General features: G+C 72.7%; 18 protein-coding genes. 8 read left to right on the top strand and 10 right to left on the bottom strand.

Annotated elements, in window-relative coordinates; all coding sequences use genetic code 11:
- Positions 1-89: 89 nt before the first annotated feature.
- Positions 90-4,862, top strand: coding sequence for a DUF7997 domain-containing protein (locus tag NO900_RS14665; protein WP_256409592.1), 4,773 nt, complete (start codon positions 90-92; stop codon positions 4,860-4,862).
- A gap of 34 nt (positions 4,863-4,896) precedes the next feature.
- Here the strand turns inward: NO900_RS14665 and NO900_RS14660 are convergent, their stop codons facing one another.
- Both NO900_RS14660 and NO900_RS14655 read right to left on the bottom strand, forming a co-directional pair.
- Positions 4,897-5,358, bottom strand: coding sequence for a DUF8009 family protein (locus NO900_RS14660; protein ID WP_256409593.1), 462 nt, complete (start codon positions 5,356-5,358; stop codon positions 4,897-4,899).
- Positions 5,351-7,198, bottom strand: a complete 1,848-nt coding sequence (locus tag NO900_RS14655) for a MutS-related protein (RefSeq protein WP_256409594.1) — start codon at positions 7,196-7,198, stop codon at positions 5,351-5,353. The genes NO900_RS14660 and NO900_RS14655 overlap by 8 nt, the downstream gene beginning before the upstream one ends.
- 123 nt (positions 7,199-7,321) lie before the next feature.
- On the opposite strand from NO900_RS14655, the gene NO900_RS14650 reads away from it, so the two are divergent.
- Entirely contained in the window at positions 7,322-7,996 is a 675-nt protein-coding gene (locus tag NO900_RS14650) for an MBL fold metallo-hydrolase (protein WP_256409595.1), read from the top strand.
- A gap of 32 nt (positions 7,997-8,028) precedes the next feature.
- Here the strand turns inward: NO900_RS14650 and NO900_RS14645 are convergent, their stop codons facing one another.
- The 4 genes from NO900_RS14645 to NO900_RS14630 all read right to left on the bottom strand — a co-directional run bounded on the left by NO900_RS14645 (position 8,029) and on the right by NO900_RS14630 (position 12,659).
- Positions 8,029-9,177 carry an acyl-CoA dehydrogenase family protein gene (locus NO900_RS14645; protein WP_256409596.1) on the bottom strand — a complete coding sequence of 383 codons (1,149 nt, stop codon included), beginning with the start codon at positions 9,175-9,177 and terminating at the stop codon, positions 8,029-8,031.
- 61 nt (positions 9,178-9,238) lie between these two features.
- Positions 9,239-11,161: an o-succinylbenzoate--CoA ligase gene (gene menE, locus NO900_RS14640; protein ID WP_256409842.1), complete on the bottom strand. Its 1,923-nt coding sequence runs from the start codon at positions 11,159-11,161 to the stop codon at positions 9,239-9,241.
- Positions 11,162-11,188: 27 nt separating this feature from the next.
- Positions 11,189-11,623, bottom strand: coding sequence for a universal stress protein (locus tag NO900_RS14635; protein ID WP_256409598.1), 435 nt, complete (start codon positions 11,621-11,623; stop codon positions 11,189-11,191).
- Positions 11,624-11,702: 79 nt separating this feature from the next.
- A complete protein-coding gene (locus NO900_RS14630) occupies positions 11,703-12,659 on the bottom strand; it encodes a transcription initiation factor IIB (RefSeq protein ID WP_256409599.1) in 957 nt (318 codons plus the stop codon).
- Between the two features lie 289 nt (positions 12,660-12,948).
- Here NO900_RS14630 and NO900_RS14625 point away from each other — a divergent pair, with 289 nt between their 5' ends.
- On the top strand, positions 12,949-13,350 hold the full coding sequence (locus NO900_RS14625; RefSeq protein WP_092563631.1) for a DUF7961 family protein: 402 nt from the start codon (positions 12,949-12,951) through the stop codon (positions 13,348-13,350).
- Positions 13,351-13,353: 3 nt separating this feature from the next.
- Positions 13,354-13,977: an METTL5 family protein gene (locus NO900_RS14620; protein WP_256409600.1), complete on the top strand. Its 624-nt coding sequence runs from the start codon at positions 13,354-13,356 to the stop codon at positions 13,975-13,977.
- A gap of 416 nt (positions 13,978-14,393) precedes the next feature.
- On the opposite strand, the gene NO900_RS14615 is transcribed toward NO900_RS14620, so the two are convergent.
- Both NO900_RS14615 and NO900_RS14610 read right to left on the bottom strand, forming a co-directional pair.
- Positions 14,394-14,948, bottom strand: coding sequence for a DUF7122 family protein (locus tag NO900_RS14615; RefSeq protein WP_256409601.1), 555 nt, complete (start codon positions 14,946-14,948; stop codon positions 14,394-14,396).
- Positions 14,945-15,892, bottom strand: coding sequence for an RsmB/NOP family class I SAM-dependent RNA methyltransferase (locus tag NO900_RS14610; protein ID WP_256409602.1), 948 nt, complete (start codon positions 15,890-15,892; stop codon positions 14,945-14,947). The genes NO900_RS14615 and NO900_RS14610 overlap by 4 nt, the downstream gene beginning before the upstream one ends.
- A 97-nt stretch (positions 15,893-15,989) precedes the next feature.
- Here NO900_RS14610 and NO900_RS14605 point away from each other — a divergent pair, with 97 nt between their 5' ends.
- Positions 15,990-16,730, top strand: coding sequence for a proteasome assembly chaperone family protein (locus NO900_RS14605; protein WP_256409603.1), 741 nt, complete (start codon positions 15,990-15,992; stop codon positions 16,728-16,730).
- Positions 16,731-16,781: 51 nt separating this feature from the next.
- Here the strand turns inward: NO900_RS14605 and NO900_RS14600 are convergent, their stop codons facing one another.
- Complete coding sequence (locus NO900_RS14600) at positions 16,782-18,179, bottom strand: isochorismate synthase (protein WP_256409604.1); 1,398 nt, start codon at positions 18,177-18,179, stop codon at positions 16,782-16,784.
- A gap of 68 nt (positions 18,180-18,247) precedes the next feature.
- Positions 18,248-18,970: a sulfite oxidase-like oxidoreductase gene (locus NO900_RS14595; RefSeq protein ID WP_256409605.1), complete on the bottom strand. Its 723-nt coding sequence runs from the start codon at positions 18,968-18,970 to the stop codon at positions 18,248-18,250.
- 240 nt (positions 18,971-19,210) lie between these two features.
- Here NO900_RS14595 and NO900_RS14590 point away from each other — a divergent pair, with 240 nt between their 5' ends.
- From NO900_RS14590 to NO900_RS14580, 3 genes are all read left to right on the top strand, one after another.
- Positions 19,211-19,429: a DUF7120 family protein gene (locus NO900_RS14590; RefSeq protein WP_092563643.1), complete on the top strand. Its 219-nt coding sequence runs from the start codon at positions 19,211-19,213 to the stop codon at positions 19,427-19,429.
- A 145-nt stretch (positions 19,430-19,574) separates the two neighbouring features.
- Complete coding sequence (locus NO900_RS14585) at positions 19,575-19,853, top strand: UPF0058 family protein (protein ID WP_092563640.1); 279 nt, start codon at positions 19,575-19,577, stop codon at positions 19,851-19,853.
- A 100-nt stretch (positions 19,854-19,953) separates the two neighbouring features.
- Positions 19,954-21,843 carry a rhomboid family intramembrane serine protease gene (locus NO900_RS14580; protein WP_256409606.1) on the top strand — a complete coding sequence of 630 codons (1,890 nt, stop codon included), beginning with the start codon at positions 19,954-19,956 and terminating at the stop codon, positions 21,841-21,843.
- The last annotated feature ends 119 nt before the right edge of the window (positions 21,844-21,962 follow it).

Genomic DNA, 21,962 nt, shown 5'->3' with positions numbered 1-21,962 from the left:
GTCTTCGGTGTTGCTCTTCGGTCGGTCCCCTCGGACCGAGGGGTCGCCTCGTTCGTCAAGGCTTTTACCCCGGAAATCGCAGGGCGACTATGCGACTGCGAACCGCTCTCACGGAGCACGAACGTCGGCGCGGCGAGCGCTATCCGGCGGAGCGTCCCACGACCGCCGGCGCGTTCACGGGCGACGACGGCCGTCTGGTCCACGTCGGGCCCGACGGCGCCGTCCACGACTGTTCGTACGCCCTGTCGGGAGTCGGCGGGGCCGACCGGCTCCGAATGGGGATCACGGCCGGCCGCGGCGTCCGCTGGTTCGACGACCTCGCGACGACGCGCCAGCACTACGACGGCGACACCCCCCTCGTCGAGACCGAGTACGACGCGGGGCGGTACACGATCCACCAGTTCGACCTCGTGGTGAGCGACACGCACCTGACGCACGTCGAGCTGCGCGGCGCGCCGCCGGCCGGCGCCGAGCTCGTCGCCGCCTGCGCCTTCTCGCCGGACATGGTCGAGGGCCGCGTCGGCAACCTGGTCCACCAGGAGGCCGGGCCGGACGACGGGAGCGTCGTCGAGGTGTACCACCGCTCCGAGCACGACTTCCTCACGGCGTCGACCGGGCTCTCGGCGGCGCACGGCCAGCGGCTCCGCACGATCACGGAGCTGCTCGGCGAGGACGAGAACGGCTTCCCGCACCGCGGCGAGATCGATCAGCGCGAGGACTCGCGGCTCACCCCCGACGTCGTCGTCCGCGCCCCCTTCGAGCGCGACGGCCGGACCGAGCGCGTCACCCTGGCGAGCCGGGCGGTCGTCGACCGCCGGGAGACGCGCGAGACGGGCGACGACGCGATGGACGCGCTCTCCGACGGCCCCGACCGCCAGCGCCGGATCGAGGAGCTCTCGCGGATCGCGACCGCCTACCCCGACGCCGACGACCTCCGCGAGGCGGCCGCGGGCCGGGGGCCGACGGTCCCCGAGGACGTCCCGCGGCGGGGCGTGATCGCGAGCGATCTCCGCGCACTCGACCTGCTGACGGCCGAGTCCGGCGCCCGGATCGCCGCCCCCGAGTTCGACCCCTTCTACTCGACGTCCGGCGGCTACGGCTACACCTGGTTCCGCGACGAGGCGGAGACCGCGTCGGCGCTTTTGAGCGCGAGCGAGGAGCTCGGCCTCGACGCCGACGAGGAGCTGCTCGCGACCGCCTCCTTCTTCTGCCGCACGCAGGACGCGGACGGCTCGTGGCCCCACCGCGTCTGGGCCGACTCCGGCAAGGTCGCGCCCGGCTGGGCGAACGCCCGGATCGAGGGCGCGAACGGGACCGCCGGCCCGAACGACCAGCTCGACCAGCCCGCCTCGGTGGTCGCGTTCCTCGCCCGGCTCCGCCGGACGACCGACCTCCCCGCGGAGTGGCGCGAGCGGATCGACGCGACGATCGCGGACGCGGTCGCCTTCCTCCGCGAGACGACCGAGGACGACGGGCTCCCCCGTCGCTGTCAGAACTGCTGGGAGAACGCCCTCGGGCGGTTCACCCACACCGGCGCGGCGTACCTCCGCGCGTTCGCCGCGGTCGCCCGCGCGCCGGTCGACGACGAGACGCGCGTCGCGGCGGCCGCGGCGGCCGACGACGCGCTCGCCGGGCTCGACGAGCGCTGGAACCCGGACACCGGGCGGTTCCCGCAGCGCGCGAGCGCGGAGAGCCGCGACGACCGCGCCGACGCCAGCACGTTCGCGCTCGCCGGCGCCGCCGTCGAGTACGCGGCCCTGCGCGAGGAGCGCGCCCGCGTCGACGGCGCGGTCACCGACGGCTCGGGCGCGGCGGTCGCGACGGCCGACTTCGACGCGTTCCTCGACCGGGTGGCGCGCCACGTCCGGAACTCGATCGAGGCCCTGCGCCGCGAGACGGCCGACGTCGAGGGGCTCGTCAGGTTCACCGGCGACGACTGGCGCACGGCCGAGCAGGGCGCCGCGAAGGTGTGGTCGATCGCGACCCTGTGGGGCGCGACGGCGGCCGCCTCGCTCGGCGGGCTCGTCCGCGAGCGCGACGGCGACGGCGGCGGCGCCGACCGCGACGCCGGCGCCGACCGCGACGCCGGCGCCGACCTGTTCGGGGCGGCCCGCGACCTGTACGCCCTCTGCGGGCCCGACGGCCACTTCGTCAACGACGCCGGGCTGTTCGCCGAGCAGGCGTTCGACGACGGCGACCTCGACAGCGCGACGCCGATCGGCTGGTCCCACGCGCTCCGGATCGAGGCCACGGTGACGCTCGCCCGGCACGGCGCGCTCCCGGTCCCGCACGACCGGCCGACCGGCCCGGACGAGGCCCCGCACTGGACGACGGGCCGGAAGTTCGGCGTCGGCACGCCCGCCGACCACGAGGCGGACGACCCGGTCCCGGTCTGGTTCACGCTGACGGAGGGGGCGCTCACCGAGGCCCGGTTCCCGCGGATCGACGTGATGAACGTCCGGACGTTCGACTTCCTCGTCGCCGACCCGGAGACGGGATACACGATCCGCACCTTCGACGAGACGAGCCACGTGACGGCCACCGAGACCGTCGAGCGCCGGACGGAACCGACGGTCGACGACGCGCTCGCGTACACGCAGACGGTCCGCGAGACCGGCGACGGCCACGGTCACGAGTGGACGCTCACCGTCGAGTACGCGGTCGACACCGACGGCGACGCGGTCCTCGCCGACGTCGACTTCGAGGGGGGCCGCGAGTACGACGTGTACGCCCTCGTCGACACGACGATCACGAACGTCGGCACGAACGACCGCGGCGACCGGGTCGGCGACGGCGACGGCTACCACCTGCTCGCGCGCAACGACGACGCGGCCGACCGGGGCGCGGGCAAGCTCGTCGACGACGACGGCGACTCCTTCGAGGTCGCCCTGGCGCTCGCCGCCGACGACCGGTTCGAGTGGGCCAGCGTCCTCTCGGCCGGCGGCGAGGAGGCGGACGCCCTCTTCGGCGAGGGCGAGCGCGGCGAGGGGGCCGCCGAGGCGACCGGGAACGTCGTGCTCGCCGGGCTCGTCGGGAGCGGGACCGACGTCTCGGACACGGTCGCGCTCGGGTTCGCGGAGAACGCCGACACCGCGGCCGCGCTCGGCGAGGCCCGCGGCGCCATCTCGCGCGGCTTCGCCGACGTCGCCGACGCCTACGTCGGGTCGTGGCGCGACTGGCTCGCCGGCCGCGAGTTCCCCGACTCGGTGACCGGCGATCCGGAGCTCGCGACCCAGTACCGCTTCGCGCTGATGACGCTCGCCGCCGTGGAGGACAAGCGCCACGACGGCGCGGGGATCGCCAGCCCGTCGGTGCCGTGGGGCGAGACGGAGTACGCCGCCGAGGACCGCGGCTACGGCTACAACTTCGTCTGGTCGCGCGACCTCTACCAGGTGTTCACCGCGCTGATCGAGGTCGGCGAGGTCGAGCGCGGCGCGAACGCGCTCGCGTACCTCTACAACACCCAGCAGGACGACGACGGCTTCCTCCCGCAGAACACCTACATCGACGGCCGCACCCGGTGGGGCGGCGAGCAGATGGACAACATCGCGTTCCCGTCGGTGATGGCGTGGCAGCTGTACGAGCACGGCCTGGCGCCGGCGGACGCCGACTACACCTACGATCAGGTCCGGCGCTCGCTCGGCTACATCGCCGAGAACGGCCCCGAGACGGCCCAGGAGCGCTGGGAGGAGGAGGCCGGCTTCTCGCCGTCGAGCATCGCGGCCGAGATCGCCGGGCTCGTCTGCGGCGCCGCGCTCGCGCTCGCCGAGGCCGACCGGATCGAGTCGGGCGACGGCGACGCGACCGCCGAGGAGTCCCCCGACGCGCTCCACGCCGACGCCCTCGCGTGGCTCGGCCTCGCCGACGACTGGGCCGCGCGCGTCGAGGAGTGGTGCGCGACGGCGACGGGGACCGAGCGCCACGCCCAGACGCCGTACTACCTCCGGGTCACCGCCGACGGCGACCCCGAGTCCGGGCGCCCGCGGACGATCGCCAACGACGGCCCGACCTACGACGAGCGCGAGATCGTCGACGGCGGCTTCCTGGAGCTCGTCCGGCTCGGCGTGAAGCCGGCGGACGACGAGACGGTTCTGAACTCCGTCTCCGTCGTCGACGACTCGATCCGGGTCGACACCCCGCACGGCCCCGCGTGGTACCGGTACGTCGGCGACGCCTACGGCGAGATCGCCGCCGGCGACCCGGGCGCGCCGTGGGCCGGCACCGGCGACGGCCGCGGGCGCCTGTGGCCGATCTTCACCGGCGAGCGCGGCGAGTACGAGTTGCGCGCCCGCGCCGACGGCCCAGACGCCTTCGGCGGCACCGACGAGGACGCGCTCGAACCGGACGCCCTCCTGGAGACGATGGCCGGCTTCGGCAACTCCGGCCGGATGCTCCCGGAGCAGGTGTGGGACCGCGAGCACCCGACCGACTACGGCTGGGAGTTCGGCGAGGGCACCGGGGGGGCGACGCCCCTCGCGTGGTCGATGGCCGGCTACATCCGGCTCGCGCACGGCGTCGACGCCGGCGAGCCGGTCGAGACCCCGACCGTCGTCCGAGACCGCTACGTCGAGCGCGACCGGCCCGCGGGCCCCGACCTCACCGCCGCCGTCGAGTACGCGGGCGAGGACCTCGTCGTCGCCGGCGAGACCGACGGCGACGCGGTCGCGGTGTACGCCGCGGACGGCTCCGCGCTGGCGACCCCCGACGACGGCGCGTACGAGGTCCGGCTGGACGCCGACCTCGACGCCGACACGGTGGTCGTCGCGGCGGCGACCGCCGACGGTGACGGTTCGCCGGACGGCGACGACTCCCTCGCCGACTTCGCCGGCGCCGGCACGTCGGTCGAGCGACTCCGGCTGTAGCGGCTCCGCGGGTTCTTTTAACGATCGGCCGGCGTCAGCCGAGCGCGGTCACGTCGACATCGCGAGACGCCTCGTCGACCTCGATCGCGACGGATTCGACGACCGAGTCGCGGACGCGCTCGCGCCACGACTCGACGGCCTCTTCGTGGAGCCGTCGGCGGGTTTCGAGGTCCGCGTCCGGGTGGGCCGCCGCCGTCTCGTCGACCTCGGGGTACGGCGGGACCTCGGCGACGAGCTCGCGGGGATCGACGTGGATCGGGGTCGGGGGGTCGCCGTCGCGCTCGCCGCTCGCGGCCGCATCCTCGCCGGGCGGGTCGGACGCGCCCGCGTCGACCGCGTGGAGCCGGGCGCGCATCCGCCCCGAGAAGGGCGGCGTCACCCGGAGGACGACCTCGCGGTCGCTCCGGAGCGTGGCTTCGAGCGCGCTCGCGACGTCCTCGCGGTGGACCGCGATCGACCGGATCCGGTCGGGACCGCCCTCGCCGCGCTCACTCATCGTCGCCCGTCCACTCCGCGTCCGAGAGGGTGCGCTGGACCGCCTCCTCGCCGACGGCGCCGGCGAGGTGCTCGAAGCCGGCGCGGACGCCGCGGTCGCTCGCGTTCGCGACGAGCCGCGACACGATGAACTCCGGCGTCGACTTGCCGATCGTCCCGAAGCGCGGCTGGTAGTCGACGCGCAGCGCCAAGTCGCTCGTGAGTCCCTCCGCGAAGATCCCGTCGATCCGGGCGGCGTCGGGGAGCGGGCTCAGGTCCTCCGCGAGGTGGGTGACGTACACGCCGAGCGCGCCCCGCTCGACGGTGAGCGTCACGAGCCCGTTCAACAGGTCGGCGGCGCGGCCCGGCTCCGTGATCGCCTCGAACTCGTCGACGAGCATCAGCGTCCGACCGTCCTCGACGAGCGGCGGGACCACCGACTTCAGGGTCGACTCCAGCACGCCGGCGTTGAACGAGGCGTGCCGGCGGTGGAAGACGATCCGGTCGAACGCGCCGACCTCGGCCGCCTCGGCGGGCACCGGGAGCCCCATCGACGCGAGCAGCGCCACCGCGCATATCGTCTCCAACAGGGTCGTCTTCCCGCCCGAGTTCGCGCCCGTGAGCACGCTCACGCGGTCGCCGGTCGGCGGCGCGTCGGCGCTCGCGACGCCCGCGTCGCCCGCGAGCGAGTGGGTCCCGACCGCGTACGACACCGGCTGGACCTCGCCGGCGAGGAAGAGGTTTCGGGCGTTCCGCACCGCGATCCCGTCGTCGACGAGCGTCGGGCGGACGAGGTCGTGGTCGGCCGCGAACCGCGCGAGCGAGAGCAGGAACGCGGCGTCGGAGACCGCGTTGACCGCGCGGGTAACGGCGCTTCCGCGTCCGTTATTCCCGTCGGCCTCGCCGGCCTCGTCCGTCTTCGCCTGCATTCCTCCGATCCGCTCCCGGATGTCGGCGGCGACCGCCGCCTCGCGCTCCGCGACCTCGGCCTCCAGCTCCGCCGCGAGGTCGCGGAGGGTCGCCGAGACGAAGTCGGCGGCGTCGAGCGCGTCGTCCGGCGCGACCGACCGCACCGTCGCCGGGTCGACGCCGGTCTCGCTCGCGACGCGGTCGACGGTCGCGGCCTCCAGCGCCTCGAAGTCGCGGAGCGATCCGTCTCGGACCGCGTCGAGCACGTCGAACGCGGAGTTCGCCAGCTCCTCGGCCGCGTCGCGCCGGTCGCGGAGGCGGTCGAGCTCCGCGTCGGCGCCGCGGGCGATCTCGATCTCGCCGCCGTCGTCGATCGCCGTCGGGTCGATCGAGCCGCGCACGTCGGCGAGGGCGTCGGCGGCGTCCCGGAGGCGCTCGGACTCCAGCTCGCCGACCGCCGCGAACGGACCGTGGTCGAGTCCCGCCTCCCGCAGGGCGAGGGCCGTCTCGACGGCCGCGAGGTCGGAGCCCTCCGCGTCGTCGTACGCGTCGAACGCCTCGACGACGCGCTCGCGGTCGGCCTCGCCGAGCCCCTCCCACGCCTCCCGCGCGGCGACGACGTCGTCCAGTCGCTCCTCGACGGCCTCGCGGTCGGCCAGCGGCGTCAACACCCGGATCCGGTCGGCGGCGTGGGCCGTCAGCGCGTGGCCCGCGGCCAGCGAGAGCAGGTCGTCGTACACCGATCGGGTGTCGCCCGTCGCGAGGACGTCCATCCCGGCCTCGCCGTTGGCCCGACGGAGGATCCGGGTCGCGCGTCCGCGGTGAAGTCCGGCGTCGACGAGCGCCCGGACGTCGGCCGACTCGATCGCCTCGATCGCCCGCGAGGTCCCCAGCGCCGAGACGAGCCGCTCGCTCGTCTTCGGGCCGATCCCCCAGTAGTCCTCGAGTCGCATACGCCGACGTGAGGGCGCGGCGTCTTGGCGTTTTCGTCGGCGGCGGGACGGGCGCCGGGCGCGGAGCGACCGCGGCCCCGGTCGGCCGCCAGCGTCAAATCCCGTCGGTCGCTACCGGCACCCATGGCCACCGAGCTCGCGGACGGCGTGTGGCGGTTCGAGCTGCGCGGCGTCAGCGCCTACCTCGTCGACGACGACGTCCCCGTGCTCGTCGACGCGGGGACGCCGTGGGACGAGGAGCGGGTCCGGGAGGGGCTCGAAGAGGCCGGCGTCGGCGTCGGAGACGTCGGGCGCGTGCTCCTGACGCACTACGACCTCGACCACGTCGGGACGCTCGCGGCGCTGGCGCCGGAGCTCGACGCGACCGTCTACGCCGGCGCGTTCGACGCGGCGATCCTCCGGGGGGAGCGGTCGCCGCCGCTGCGGAACCACAAGGGCGCGTTCCAGCGGCTCGCCGGGCTCTTCGACACCCCGCCCGACCTGGACATCGAGGCGGTCGCCGACGGCGAGCGGCTCGGCTCGTTCACCGCCTACCACACCCCCGGCCACACGCCGGGCCACGTCGCGTACGTGAGCGAGGACCTCGGCGTCGCGCTCCTCGGCGACCTCGTCGCCGCGTCCGACGGCGCGCTCGAACCCTCGGAGTGGTTCGTCAGCTACGACACGGACGCGGTACTGGACAGCGTCCGCGACCTCGCCGCCCGCGCCCCGCCGTTCGAGATCGCCTGCGTCGGCCACGGCGAGCCGCTCGCTTCCGGGGGAGACGAGGCGCTCGGAGCGCTCGCGGCGCGGATTTGAGGGAATCGAACGCGCGGCCCATCCCCGCCGCCCTACCGTGACTGCCGGTAGATCAGGTTCCGCTGGATGTCGTTGGCGCCCTCGTAGATCACCGGGATGCGCACGTCGCGGTAGACGCGGGCGATCCGGCGGTCGGTCAGGATCGAGCGGCCGCCATGGAGCTTCATCCCCTTCTCGGCGCAGTCGGCGGCGACCTCGGTCGACTTCGTCTTCGCGAGGGCCGCCCAGTAGCCGGCGTCCTCGCCGTTCGCGACCTTCTCGCAGGCGCGCCAGTTGAGCGCCCGCGCCGACTCGAAGCCGATCCGCATGTCCGAGAGGGTGTGCTGGACCGCCTGGAACTCGTTGACCGTGCGGCCGAAGGCGTTGCGGTCGTGGACGAACTCCTCGGCCTCCTCGATGGCGGCGGCCGCGAGCCCGAGGCCGTGGCCCCCGACGATCACCCGACCGTGGTTGAAGAAGTCCGCGAGTACGTAGAAGCCCCCGCCCTCGCTGCCGACGACGTTCTCCTCGGGGACGAAGCAGTCGTCGAAGACGATGTGGCCCTGCTTGGAGGCGCGCATGCCCATCTTCTCCGGGATGTGCTCGGCCTCGTACCCGTCCGAGTCGGTCTCGACGATGAACAGCGTGTAGTTGGAGTAGCGGTCGTCGCTCTCGCCGGTCTTGGCGTAGACGGTGAGCCAGTCGGCCTCGACCGCGTTGCCGACCCAGTACTTCTCGCCGGTGAGCTCGTAGCCGCCTTCCACCTTCTCCGCTTTCGTCGTCATCCCCGCGAGGTCGGAGCCGGTCTCGGGCTCCGAGACGGCGAGCCCCGATATCTGGTCGTTTTCGGCGACCGGCCGCAGGTACTCCTCCTTCTGTTCGTCGGTGCCGTACTGCTCGACCATCTCGGCGCCGAAGCTCGCGAGCTGGAGCGTGAGCGCGATGCCGGCGTCGGCGCGGTAGAACTCCTCCGCGACCGCGAGCACCTGCGCGAGGTCGAACCCCCTCCCGCCGTACTCCTCGCCGATGTCCTGCGCGACGAGCCCGGCGTCCATCCCCGCCTCCAGCACCTCCCACGGGTACTCGCCCGAGTCGTAGTACGCCGCCGCGTTCGGCGCGATGTGCTCGTCCGCGAACTCCCGGGCCTCGGCCTTCACGTCGCGCGCGCGCTCCGGCACGACGCCGTCGTCGAGTAGATCCATGCCCGATCCGCGGCCCCCGCGACCAAAACGTTCGTGAAACAACGAGGAATGACGGGAGCGTTTACTCGTCGGCCTCCGTCTCCTCGGTGTTAGCCTCCGTCTCCTCGGTGTCGGTCTCGTCGCCGTCCCCGGCGTCGGCCTCGCCGATTCCGTCTCCGTCCTCGTCGACATCGATGTCGCTCTCTGACCCCTCCCCGGCCGAGTCGTCCGTTTCCTCTCCGGTCGAATCGCCCGCTCCGGTCGGATCGCTCGCGCTCGCGACCGCCTCGGCGTCGGCGATGTCGACGGGCTCGCGATCGGCCGCGTCGCCCTCCCCCTCTCCGCCGTCCTCTCCGCCCCCGTCACCCTCCCGGGCATCGATTTCTCCCTCGATTCCGCCGTCCGGCGGCTCGGCCGGGTCGGCGGGCCTGAACCCGGCCGTCTCCAGCTCGGGCTCCGAGCTCCCGTTCAGGGCGTGCCCCCGCTCCCGGAGCATCTCCCGCGCGGCCGCCCGGTCGACGGTGCCCGAGACGGTCCGGGGGAGCTCGTCGACGACCGCGACCGTCTTGGGGATCTTGAACCCGCTGAGCCGCTCCCGGGCGAAGGAGTCGAGCGCCGCCTCGTCCAGCGGTTCGTCCCCGTCCTCGACCGCGAGCAGCGCGGCGACCCGCTCGCCCCACGTCTCGTCGTCGAGGCCGACGACGGTGACCGCCTCGACCGCGGGGAACCGCCCGAGCACGTCGGCGACCTCGCCGGGCTCGACGTTCTGTCCGCCGGTGATGATCCGGTCGTCGAGCCGGTTGAGCACGTAGAGGTAGCCGTCCTCGTCGATCCGTCCCACGTCGCCGGTGTGGAGCCCGTGCGGACCGAACGCGGAGCGGTCGAGCTCGGCGGCGGACTCGTCCTCGTCGGGGGCCGGCGGACGCTCCAGGTACCCCGGCGTCACCGTCGGGCCGTCCACGACGATCTCGCCCGTCTCGCCGGCTTCGACCGCCGCGCCGTCCTCGTCGACGACCGTCACGTCGGTGCCGAAGAGGGGCCGACCGACGGTGCCGAGCCGGCCCCGCGTCTGTCGGGGCGTCGCGGTCGCGATCTGCGAGGCGGACTCGGTCATGCCGTAGGTCGGGTACACCGGGATCGAGTAGTCGCGGCAGCGCTCCAGCAGCTCGTCCGGCGCCGGCGCGCCGCCGAGCAGGACCACGCGGAGCGTGTCAGAGAGCGTGCCGCGGCTGTCGAGCATCCGCTTGAGCATCGTCGGCACGAGCGAGACGCCGGTCACGTCGTACGCGTCGATGTCGTCGGCGGTGCCGCCGGCGTCGAACCCCTCCCGGAGCACGAGCGTCGTCCCGTAGAGCGCGGAGCGGTAGACGGGCGCGAGCCCGCCCATGTGGTGGAGCGCGAGCGAGACGAGCCAGCGGTCGCCGGGGTCGACCCCGAGCCGGAACGCGGAGGCGACGGCGGAGCTGTACACGTTGCCCGCGGTGAGCGGGACCGGCTTGGGGGTCCCAGTCGTGCCGGAGGTGAAGAGGATGCAGAGGTGGTCGTCGAACTCCCACTCGGGGGGCTCGACCGACGCCGGCTCGACGTCGTGGACGGCGGTGACGGTCGCGTCGGCCGGGTCGTCGACGGAGAACAGGGGCGTGTCGTCGATCCCGTCGACGGCCGCCAGCGCGTCGTCCTCGGTGGGCTCCGCGCAGACGACCGCCGAGAGGTCGGCGCGCTCGATCCGCTCCGAGAGCTCCCTCGGCGTGAGCTCCTGCCCGAGCGGGACGAAGGTCGCCCCGATCCGCATCGCCGCGTGGACCAGTCCGACGGTCCCGACGTACGGCGGGGTGAGCACGCCGAGCCTGTCGCCCGCCTCGACCCCGTGAGCGACGAGGCGGCCGGCCGTCTCCGAGACGAGGCGGTCGAGGTCGGTGTACGTCCACGCCTCGCCGTCCTCCGCGCGGACGAGCGCCTCGTCGTCCGGCGAGGCCGCGACCCGGTGGGCGAGCCAGTCTCGCACGGGCGTCACCTCCCGCGCGGCGGCGTCTCACTCATCGTCGGCGTGTCGGACGGTGAGGACCGGCACGTCCGAGGTCCGGACGACGCGCTCGGTGACGCTGCCGAGGAGGTACCGGTCGAGCCCCTTCCGACCGTGCGTCCCCATCACGACCATGTCGATCGCGTGCTCGTCGACGTAGTCGCGGATCGAGCGGTAGGCGGTCCCGCTGGCGACCGTCGTCTCGCAGTCGACGCCGGCGCGCTCGGCGGCGCCCGCGACGCGTCGCGTGGCCTCCTTCCCCTCGGATTCGAGGGCGTCGACGACGACCTCGGCGCCGGCTTCGAGCGTCGAGTACGCCGCGCCGTCGACGACGTACAGCGCGTGGAGCGTGGCGTCGTACCGCCCGGCGAGATCGATCGCGTGTTCGATCGCGGCGTCCGACGCGGGACTGCCGTCGGTCGGAACGAGGATCTGCGAGTACATTACGTGGCCCGCTACGCTCGGTACGGATTAAAAACCCGATCACGAGCGGTATCGTTCGAAAAACCGCACGACGACGGCGCTATCGGAACCCCATCGCCTCGATCTGCTCCTGGTACCGGTTGCGGATGGTGACCTCGGTGACCTGCGCGACGTCGGCGACCTCGCGCTGGGTCTTCTTCTCGTTACAGAGCAGCGAGGCCGCGTAGATGGCGGCGGCCGCGAAGCCGGTCGGGGACTTCCCGGAGAGGAGCCCCTGCTCGGCCGAGACGTCGATGATCTCCGTCGCCTTCGACTGCACCTCCTCGGAGAGCTCCAGCGACGAGGCGAACCGCGGGACGAACTGCTTCGGATCGACGGGTTTCAGCTCCAGGCCGAGCTCCTGGGAGATGTAGCGGTACGTCCGGCCGATCTCCTTCTGCGGGACCCGCGAGACGTCGGCGACCTCGTCGAGGCTGCGGGGGATCCCCTCCTGGCGGCAGGCGGCGTAGAGCGCGGCGGTGGAGACGCCCTCGATGGAGCGCCCGCGGATCAGGTCCTCGTTGAGCGCGCGTCGGTAGATGACGGAGGCGACCTCCCGTACCGAGCGGGGCACGCCGAGCGCCGAGGCCATCCGGTCGATCTCCGAGAGCGCGAACTGGAGGTTCCGCTCGCCCGCGTCCTTCGTCCGGATCCGCTCCTGCCACTTGCGCAGCCGGTGCATCTGCGACCGCTTCTCCGAGGAGAGCGACCGGCCGTACGCGTCCTTGTCCTTCCAGTCGATCGTCGTCGTCAGCCCCTTGTCGTGCATCGTCTCGGTGATCGGGGCGCCGACCCGCGACTTCGACTGCCGCTCCGAGTGGTTGAACGCCCGCCACTCCGGGCCGCGGTCGATGTTGCGCTCGTCCAACACCAGGCCGCAGTCCTCGCACACGAGCTCTTGGTCGGCGTCCGTGACGATCTCTTCCGAGTCGCACTCCGGGCAGGAGAGCGTCTCCGTCTCGTCCGACTCTCGCTCGGTGTTCCGCTCTTGTTGACGCTGGCGGCTCGGACGTTCCATTATAAGGTTTCTGGTCACTGCCGCATTTAAACCTTTGTCCCGGATCGGCGCAGGGCGCCGCCGCCCACCGTTTCGCCGTAACCGCCGTCGAACCGAACAGCCGGCGTTGAAACGGCCGTCCGCGCTGACGGGTCGCGGTCGATTCCGCGCCCTCGGCCGTCGTCGCCGCCGGGCCTCGGATACGAAACGTGACCGCCGCGGAGGGTCACATTTGCGCCTCGGTCGCCGAGAAATAATTATTACTGAGCATTTACAAAGACTTTTGTATAACTATTACATATTACTCGCCATGAGCACGACGCAGTCCGACGCGATAGAGGGGACGCTTCGCGGCTGTCGCCCCGCCGAGATCGACCCGATCGTCATCGACGCCGACGACCTCGACAGCACCGCGCCCGAGCACCTCCGCGACCTCAAGGCCGAGCTCTCGGCCCGCGGCTACCAGCCGGCGACGCTGTCGGTCGAGGCGTGCTTCGACTGCGAGGACACGCTCGCGACCCAGCGCGAGGCCGACCGGCTCCGCGAGTTCGTCCGCGCCGCGTCGTTCCTCGGCGCCGGCCGGATCGAGGTCCGCGTCGACGAGGTCTCGGACCCGGCGGCCGCGGAGCCGGCGCTGTCGGCGCTGGCCGAGCGCGCCCGCCGCGAGGGCGTCGAACTCGTCCGGGCCGGCGGCGACGCGACGGCGGCCTGACGGATGGCGTCGAAGCGCTCGCTCGCGACGAAGCTCGGCGTCGTCACCGGGTTCGACGAGCCGAGCCTCGCGCTCGAACAGTACCCCACCCCGCCGGACCTGGCCGCGCACGTCGTCCACCTCGCGGACCTCCACGGCGACGTCGACGGCCGCACCGTCTTCGACCTCGGCACCGGAACCGGGATGCTCGCGCTCGCCGCCGCCCTCCGCGGCCCCGCCCGCGTCTTCGGCGTCGAGCTCGACCGCGACGCGCTGACCACCGCGACGGCCAATCAGCGTCGAGTGGCCGCGAGCGCGCCCGTCCACTGGATCCAAGCCGACGCGACGCGGCTCCCGCTCGACGTTCCGGACCCCGTGACGGTCGTGATGAACCCGCCGTTCGGCGCGCGAGACGGGAGTCGGAACGCCGACCGCGGATTCCTGGCGACGGCGAGCCGCGTCGCGGCCGTCTCCTACTCGGTCCACAACGCCGGCAGCGAGGCGTTCGTGGAGGCGTTCGCGGCCGACAACGGCGGCGAGGTGACCCACGCGTTCGCCGCCGACTTCGCGGTCGACGCGCAGTTCGACCACCACACCGAGGAGTCCGAGGAGATCGACGCCGAGGTCTACCGGATCGAGTGGGTGTGACGAAGGGTATCGGGAACACACGGACAGAGATGCGGTGAGCGCTCGGAGAGCGCGAACCGCGAGGCCGGAGAGGCGTGAGGCCGCGGTCTCGTGAGCGACCGACGGGAGCGAGCGGGAGCACGAAAGTCGCAGCCCGCGCGGCGAACGCAGTGAGCGAGCGGGAGCGACGTTCGGCGGTCCTCGCGACTGGGGCATCGGCGGTGTCCTTCGGGGGGCCGCCGGCGGCCGTTCACACACGAATTGCCGGTGGTTCGAAGGCGTGCCCCGTCGATACGCGACCGGCCATCTATTACTGAGCGGCCGAGGCTGTGGAAGTGTTCACCGCATCGGCGGCGATGTGTCAGTGAGCGGCCGTGGCCTCGGCGGCGTTCACCGCCGGCTCAGCGTCGAGCAGCTATAAGCAACAGAGCGGTCCGTCACTCCACGACGGGTAGGTCCGCCCGACTTCCCTTCGGGACCACGGAGCGCAACTCGTCGTAGAGGTAGAGCCCCACGCCGATCGGCACCGACTCGCCGACGACCTCGTGAGTCGCGATCAGGTATCCCCAGTCCCCGTCCCACTCGGGGAGGTCCTGGTCCTCGCCGGCCACGAAGGTCACAGCCTGCTCGGGGTCGAGCTCGATGACGTTCCTCGTCGCGTGACGGCCGAACCGCGAGACGGCCCGGCTCGTCGGCTTCCAGTGCTCCTGTCGCGTCCGGAGGAAGGTCATCCCGATCGCCTCGACCCCGCTTGGGTCGGTCGCCTCGCCGTTGAAGATCCAGACCTTCCCGGCGCCCTTCTCCCAGAAGCTGTACCCCGCGAACACCGCCCCGTCGACCCCGAACCGTTCCTCCCACCAGTCGAGGACCTCCGCGCGGCTCGCGCGCCCCTCGACTTCGCGGTCCCCGGGGGTCTCCGGCAGTCGGTCGAACCGCTGCCCGTCGTTGGCGGGGGCGGCGTCGGCGGCATCTGCGGCGGCGTCGTCGCTCACGCGGCCACCTCGCCGTCGCTCGCGCTCTCGTCACCCTCCCCGCCCACGCGCAGCTTCGCGCAGAAGAACCCGCCCGTGTCGTTGTGGTGCGGGTAGACGCGGTGCGCGCGCGTCACCGACTCGTCGAACGCCTCGCCGTCCCACTCGGTCACGCCGGGGACCGTGTCGAGCGGGAGGTCGAACGCGACCAGCTCGCAGTCCTCCGCGCCGAGCACGTGGTCGAGCACCGCCTCGTTCTCCTCCGGCGCGAACGTGCAGGTGGAGTAGACGACGGTCCCGCCGGGCCGGGTCGCCTGCACCGCGCGCGCCAGGACCCCCTTCTGGATCCCGGCGACCGCGTGGACGTGGTCGAGGGTCCACTGGTCGACGACGTCCGGGTTCTTTCGGCAGGTGCCCTCGCACGAGCAGGGGGCGTCGACGAGGGCGCGGTCGAACTCGTCGAACGCGAGCGGCTTGGTCGAGAAGTTGCGGGCGTCCTGGTTCGTGACAATCGCGTTCGTGATCCCGAGGCGCTCCGCGTTGTGCCGGAGCGCGGAGAGCCGCCCGAGGTTGTTGTCGTTGGCGACGAGGGTGCCCTCGTCGTCCATCGCGTCGGCGATCTGCGTCGTCTTGCTGCCGGGCGCCGCGCAGGCGTCCCAGACGCGCTCGCCGGGGCGGGGGTCCAAGGCGAGCCCCGGCAACACCGACACCTCCTCCTGGCCGTGGGTCCAGCCGTGGACGTACGGCCAGTTGCCGCCGGGGTTCCCGTCCGGGAGTCGAAAGAGACCGTCGTGCCACGCCACCGGCTCGTGGTCCACGCCCTCCTCGTCGAAGGCCTCGCGGACGCGAGCGGGCGAGGCCGCGAGCCGGTTCGTGCGCACGACCGAGGGGAGGGAGCGGTCGCACGCCGCCCGGAACGCGTCGACGTCGTCGACGAGCGGCTCGTATCGGTCGAGCGGGTTCATGCCCCTCCTTTCGCGGCGGGCCGTTAGACGGTTTCGGGACTCCCGCGCCGCCGCCCGGCGCCCCACCTTTAGGTCGCCGCCCCGAGTAGGCGGAGCCATGGCACGCATCTCCGTCGTCGACGACGACGTCTCGCTGGACGAGCCGACGCTGGTAGAGGGGTTCCCCGGGGTCGGACTCGTCGGCAAGATCGCGACCGACCACATGATCGAGGCGCACGGGATGGACCACTACGCGAACGTCCACTGCGACGGGCTCCCGCGGGTGGCCGTCTACCGCGAGGCGAACCGGGCACTGACGACGCCCGTGCGGCTGTACGCCGACGCGGAGAACGACCTCGTCGCGCTCCGGAGCGACGTCCCGGTGAAGCCCGGCGCCGCGACCGAGGTCGCCGGCTGCCTGGAGAGCTGGTTCGCGGAGACGGCGACGTTCCCGGTGTTCCTCTCCGGGCTCGGTCAGGAGAAGGGAGAGGCGCCGCCGGCGATCTACGGCGTCGCGACCGGCGACGGCGGCGATCGGCTCGACCGCGCCGACGTCGAGGACCCGCCCGAGGCCGGCCTCGTCTCCGGGCCGACGGGCGCGATGCTCGCGGAGTCGCTGGAGCGCGGCCGCGACGCCGTCGGCCTCGTCGTCGAGTCGGACCCGCAGTTCCCCGATCCGGAGGCCGCGCGCGTCCTCATCAGGAGCGGGATCGACCCGATCGCGGGGACCGAGACGACCACCGACGGGCTCGTCGAACAGGCCGAGGAGATCCGGGAGGCGAAGCGGGCCTTCGCCGAGCGGATGCAGCAGGCCACCGAGGAGAGCTCGCAGGCCGAGCCGCTGAAGATGTTCCAGTAGGCGACGGCCGCTCCGCCCGACCCCTTGATCGTCGTCCGCGACGGCGGTCCGTCAGTCGTCGTCCGCGACGGACGACTCGTCCCCGGCCGCGGCGCTCGACCCGGTCCCGACCCCGCCCGTCTCCAACTCGTCGAGGATCGGGCGGTACTTGAGCTGGACCTCGTCCCACTCGCGGTCGGGGTCGGAGTCGGCGACGAGCCCGACCCCGGCGAAGAGGGTGGCCCGCCGGGGCGTCGCGACGGCCGAGCGGATCGCGACCGCGAAGGCGCCGTTGCCCGCGGCGTCGATCCAGCCCACCGGCGCGGCGTACCAGCCGCGGTCGAACGGCTCCGTCTCGTGGATCGTCTCCAGGGCGCGGTCCGGCGGAAGCCCGCCGACGGCGGGGGTGGGATGGAGCGCCTCGACGAGTTCGAGCACGTGCCGGTCGTCGCTGAGCTCGGCCGTGATCGGCGTGTGGAGGTGCTGGACGGTCGCGAGCCGACGGACGCGGCGCTCGCCGGCGGAGACCGAGGCCGCGAACGGCTCCAGCTGATCGCGGACGGTGTCGGCGACGAGCCGGTGTTCGTGGACGTTCTTGGCGTCTTCGAGCAGCTCCTGCGCGAGCCACTCGTCCTCCGTCGGGGTCTCGCCCCGTCCCGTGGTCCCCGCGAGCGCGTCGGTCTCGACGGTCCGCCCGCGCAGCGAGACCAGCCGCTCCGGCGTCGCGCCGAAGAAGGCGCTCCCGCCCCCGTCCGGCTCGAAGCAGTAGCGGTGGCAGTCGGCGTACTTGCCCGCGAGCCGCTCCAGCGTCGCCGCGCGGGGGAACTCGGACGCCAGGTCCGCCTCCAGCGCCTGCGCCAGGACGACCTTCCGCAGCTCGCCGCCGCGGATCCGGCCGACCGCGGCCTCGACGCTCTCGCGCCACGCCTCGCGGCCCGTGGTCCGACGGGCCTCGGTGATACCGGGCCGCGGCGGGACGCCCGCGTCGCCGCCGTCGACCGCGGCGAGTCGCTCCGCCTCCTCGGCGAGCCGGGCCTCGACCGCCTCGACCGCGGCGTCCGGCCCGGCGGCGTTCACCGTGAGCCAGGTCCCGTTGTCCGCGAACGTGAGCTGGACCCGCGGGAGCACGAAGCGCGCCTCCGGGAAGGGCCCCCAGGGGTCGCCGTCGCAGGCCCCCTCGTGGAAGGCGAAACCGCCGAACAGCCGGGGGCGAGCGGCCTCGGTCCCAGCGTGGACGTCGCCGGCGTCGAACAGGTCGTCGGCCGCGGTCCGGATCTCGGCGAACCGCTCCGGGCCGCTCGCGGTCAGCGTCGCGGCCGCGCCGCTCCCGAGCACGAGGGCGTCGTCCGGCGCGCTCCACGTCGTGCGAGGCGCCGAGAGGGCGTCGAACGCGGCCGCGAAGGGGGGCGCGTCGACCGCGGTCGTGCGGCTGACGAGGGGCGGAGCCGACGTCGAGCGCGCCCGTTCCATTACCCCTCGTTCGGTGCCGCGGCCCCTTTACCCTGACTATCGCGGGGGGCGACGCGGACGGCCGACCGTCAGCCGTACCGCTCCTCGTTCCACGGGTTCGCGGAGTCGCTGTAGCCGCGCTTCTCCCAGTAGCCGAGCTCCTTCTCCGTGAGGAACTCCACGCCCGAGACCCACTTGGCCCCCTTGTACGCGTACTTGTGCGGGGTGACGACCCGGATCGGTCCCCCGTGGTCCGCCGGGAGGTCGTCGCCGTCGAGGCCGTACGCGAACAGGACGCCCTCGCGGGTGCACTCGTCGAGCGGGAGGTTCGTGGTGTAGCCGTCGAGCGCGTGGAAGAGGACGTGCTCGACGTCGTCGCCGATCCCGGCGCGGTCGGCGACCTCGCCGAACTCGACGCCGGTGAACGCGCAGTCGAACCTGCTCCAGCCCGTCACGCAGTGGAAGTCCTGTCGCTGCGTGACGGCCGGGAGCTCGCGGAACTCGGACAGCGAGTACGCGAGCGGCTCGTCGACGGCGCCCCAGACCTCGAAGGCGAACGTCTCGGGCTCTACCGAGGGCGTCCCGCCCTTCGAGAGCACCGGGAAGCGGTCGGTCTCCCGCTGGCCAGGGGGGAGTCGGTCGTCGCCGTACTCGCGGTAGAGCCCCGTGAGGTCCTGGAAATCGCCCTCGATGTCGGTGTCGCCCTCGATGTCGGTATCGCCCTCGATATCGGTGTCGCCCTCGGCGTCGGCGTCGCCTTCGGCGGTACCGTCGGTCTCGCCCGCGGCGTTCGGGGCGCCGGATCCGGTCATGAACCCCGATACGGTTCGGGGTCACCTATGCGTATCGCTCTCCGGCCCCGATGACGCCGGTAGCGGGGGAACGGATTCGGTTCGGCGAAACGTGTCGGTTACCAATAATATATTTTATATAGTAGAGATAAGATTCGATCGATCGAAAGGAGAGTTTCTGAAACACCGCTGTGAGATTTCAAATATCGGTATCGGCGACGCCACATTTATATACCCATTGCCATTACTCCCGGGCAGGAAATGCCACGAGTAGAGATAACCGTGCCGGAGCATCTGGAGATGCAGATCGCTCAGATGGTCGAGCAGGGAGAGTTCCTCAACCGCGAGGAGGCGGTCGAAGAGCTCCTGTCGACGGGGATAAAGGCGTTCAAGACGAGCGGTCCGCGAGACGACGAGGAGGACTCCGGCGGATTCGAGGACGAGGGCATGATGGGCCACGAAGACGAGTACGTGTTCTGAGCGGGCCGCCGCCGCGGTTCGCCGTCGCCGCCCGTCCCGCGTCGACCGCGATTCGCTGACGGCCCTTTTCGAGTCGGTCTCCCTCTCGACCCGTGCGTATGCCCCTCAACAACGCTTAAAGGGTCTACGACCCGTATCACGCGGTATGCACAAGGACGAGCTCCTCGAACTCCACGAACAGATGGTGACGATCATGGAGCACTTCCGCTCGCACGAGACCGTGGACGGCTCGCTGTTCGACCCGTACGACGAGCTCGAGGTCGACCCCTCGCACGTCCACAAGTCGAAGAGCGAGCACAAACACGCCGTGTTCGTGCTCGGCAACGCGCTGGCGAACGCGATGAGCGAGGACGAGTTCTCTCCCGCCGGTCGCGTCGGTAAGCGCATGGAGGAGCTCGCGGACGACGCCGAGAACAAGATCTGAGACCCCCGTTTCCGTCACCTCTCGACCCCCTCGTCCGCTCCGGACGCGACGTCACCCCCGACCCGCGGATTGATATGTGACCGACCGCTCCCTTCCTCACATGGTCGCGGAGGCGCTGACGTCCGACGCCGCCCACCTCGCCGTCGGCGGCGCGCTCGTCGCCGTGGCGCTCGCCGTCGTGTATCAGACGGACCGACCGAGCGGCGCGTGGACCCGCGCGCTCCGCTCGCGCTTCCTGCTCGGGGTCCCGTGGGGAACGCTCGTCGCCGTCGCGGGCGTGACCGGGGTGTACCTCTTCGTGCAGAGCGGGCTGGGGACCCCCGACCGGCCCGTCGTGATCCCGTTCCGCTCGTGGTCGTACCTCTACCCGGAGGGGATCCTCTGGTCGAGCTTCGCGCACGCGAGCCGGGGCCACCTCACGGGGAACCTCCTCTCGGCGCTCGTCGCGGGCGGGATCGCCGAGTACGCGTACGGCCACTTCCCCGGCGGCCGCGAGGTCGACGACGAGACCGGGACGCTCCGATCGGTGCTCCCGTCGCGCGCGTCGGTGCGACGGCTCCGCTCGAAGGGGCTCGGCGCGCTCGGACTCGGACGGGTCGGACGTTCGACGCGCGCGTCGCTCTCGACGGTCGCGTCGCGGCCGGACCTGGGCTCGCTCGCCGCGAACCCGGGCGTTCGCGCGTTCGTCGTCGTGCCCGGCGCGATGGCGGTGTTCGGCGTCGTCTCCGCGCTGTTCGCGCTCGGACCGGTGATCGGGTTCTCGGGGGTCGTCTTCGCGCTGTGGGGGTTCGCCCTGGTCTTCCACCCGGTCGGGACGATCGCGGCGCTCACGGGCGCGACGCTCGTCGACGTCGCCTACGAGACCCTCCGGAACCCGGTCGTCACCGCCGAGGCGAGCGGGTCCTACGGCCCGCCGGGGTGGGCGAACGTCGCGATCCAGGGCCACGCGCTCGGACTCATCGCCGGGATCCTCGCCGCGGCCTGGCTCGTCCGGCGGCGACGCGGGAGCGAGGGCCGCGCCGACGCGGCGGCCGAGGGGTCGCGGACGTTGGCATCGGCCGGCGACTCGCGGACGACCGCCCTCGTCGCGTTCGGCGCCGTCCTCCTCTTCGGCGCGTCGCGCCGGCTCTGGGCGGTGTACTGGTACCTCGGGAACCAGCGGTACGAGCTGTACCGGGCGCTCGGGGTCGGCCTGCTCGCGGTCCTCGCGGCGATCGTCGCCCTCGCGGTCGCGGGGCGAGACGAGCCGCTACGTCCCGATCTGGCCGTCCCGGAGCCCGACACGGTCCGGGGGGCCGTCCGGTCCGCCACGCCGGCCGCGGTCGGGCTGCTGCTGCTCGCCTCGGCGCTGGCGGTCGTCGCCGGGCCGGGCGTGGTCCCGAACCTCGTCGCCGTCGACGACGGCGACCTGCCCGGCGACCCGATCGAGGTCGACGGCTACCGGCTGACGTACGCGGAGAACGTCGAGAACCGGGCCGTGAGCGCCGTCGACGTCGAGGCGTTCGGCCGGTCGACGAGCGTCAACACCTCGGGGGTGATCGTGACGAACCCGGACCGGGAGATCTGGACGACGGCGGTCTCGCGCGGGAACCTCGCCTTCTGGGGGTACCGCGCCGTCGACCTGGGCGGGACCGGCTGGCGCGAGACCGTCTGGGTCCATCGCGTGGGGTGGGTGGCGGCGAACGGGGGCCCGACGTACCGGGTCGACGCGGTCCGGAACGAGACGCGCTCGACGCTGTTCACGAGCGAACCGGCGCGGGCGGAGCCGCGGATCGACGGGCGAAACGTGACCGTCGCGGCGGTCGAGGGCGGATTCGAACTTCGCGTCGCTCACGGGGGCGAGACCGCGCGGGCCGGGCTCCCAGCGGCGAACGAGTCGGTGGCCCTTCAGGGGGTCGCGTTCGTCCGCGAGGCGGACGCCGTCTTCGCGGAGCGCGGAGAGACGCGGGTGCGGATCGCGACGCGAGAGCGGTACGAGGGCCGGCAGTGAGACGGCGTTGCCCCGTCGAACGTCGCTCCATCAGACGGCGTTCCGTCGGAACCGGTCGGCGACGCGAAGGTCATCTCCGAAGCCCCGGCCGCTCGGCGATACGGGATCGACGCCGGATC

The sequence above is a fragment of the Halorubrum rutilum genome, from assembly GCF_024494565.1.
This window is presented reverse-complemented; position numbering and strand designations above follow the sequence as displayed.

Bases quoted from the DNA above. Each gene is read 5' to 3' on its own strand.
- NO900_RS14625 (WP_092563631.1), top strand. From the start codon at position 12,949: ATGAGCACGACGCAGTCCGACGCGATAGAGGGGACGCTTCGCGGCTGT.
- NO900_RS14600 (WP_256409604.1), bottom strand. From the start codon at position 18,179: ATGGAACGGGCGCGCTCGACGTCGGCTCCGCCCCTCGTCAGCCGCACG.
- NO900_RS14595 (WP_256409605.1), bottom strand. From the start codon at position 18,970: ATGACCGGATCCGGCGCCCCGAACGCCGCGGGCGAGACCGACGGTACC.
- NO900_RS14655 (WP_256409594.1), bottom strand. From the start codon at position 7,198: ATGCGACTCGAGGACTACTGGGGGATCGGCCCGAAGACGAGCGAGCGG.
- NO900_RS14585 (WP_092563640.1), top strand. From the start codon at position 19,575: ATGCACAAGGACGAGCTCCTCGAACTCCACGAACAGATGGTGACGATC.
- NO900_RS14650 (WP_256409595.1), top strand. From the start codon at position 7,322: ATGGCCACCGAGCTCGCGGACGGCGTGTGGCGGTTCGAGCTGCGCGGC.
- NO900_RS14665 (WP_256409592.1), top strand. From the start codon at position 90: ATGCGACTGCGAACCGCTCTCACGGAGCACGAACGTCGGCGCGGCGAG.
- NO900_RS14610 (WP_256409602.1), bottom strand. From the start codon at position 15,892: ATGAACCCGCTCGACCGATACGAGCCGCTCGTCGACGACGTCGACGCG.
- NO900_RS14630 (WP_256409599.1), bottom strand. From the start codon at position 12,659: ATGGAACGTCCGAGCCGCCAGCGTCAACAAGAGCGGAACACCGAGCGA.
- NO900_RS14660 (WP_256409593.1), bottom strand. From the start codon at position 5,358: ATGAGTGAGCGCGGCGAGGGCGGTCCCGACCGGATCCGGTCGATCGCG.
- NO900_RS14605 (WP_256409603.1), top strand. From the start codon at position 15,990: ATGGCACGCATCTCCGTCGTCGACGACGACGTCTCGCTGGACGAGCCG.
- NO900_RS14620 (WP_256409600.1), top strand. From the start codon at position 13,354: ATGGCGTCGAAGCGCTCGCTCGCGACGAAGCTCGGCGTCGTCACCGGG.
- NO900_RS14590 (WP_092563643.1), top strand. From the start codon at position 19,211: ATGCCACGAGTAGAGATAACCGTGCCGGAGCATCTGGAGATGCAGATC.
- NO900_RS14580 (WP_256409606.1), top strand. From the start codon at position 19,954: ATGGTCGCGGAGGCGCTGACGTCCGACGCCGCCCACCTCGCCGTCGGC.
- NO900_RS14645 (WP_256409596.1), bottom strand. From the start codon at position 9,177: ATGGATCTACTCGACGACGGCGTCGTGCCGGAGCGCGCGCGCGACGTG.
- NO900_RS14635 (WP_256409598.1), bottom strand. From the start codon at position 11,623: ATGTACTCGCAGATCCTCGTTCCGACCGACGGCAGTCCCGCGTCGGAC.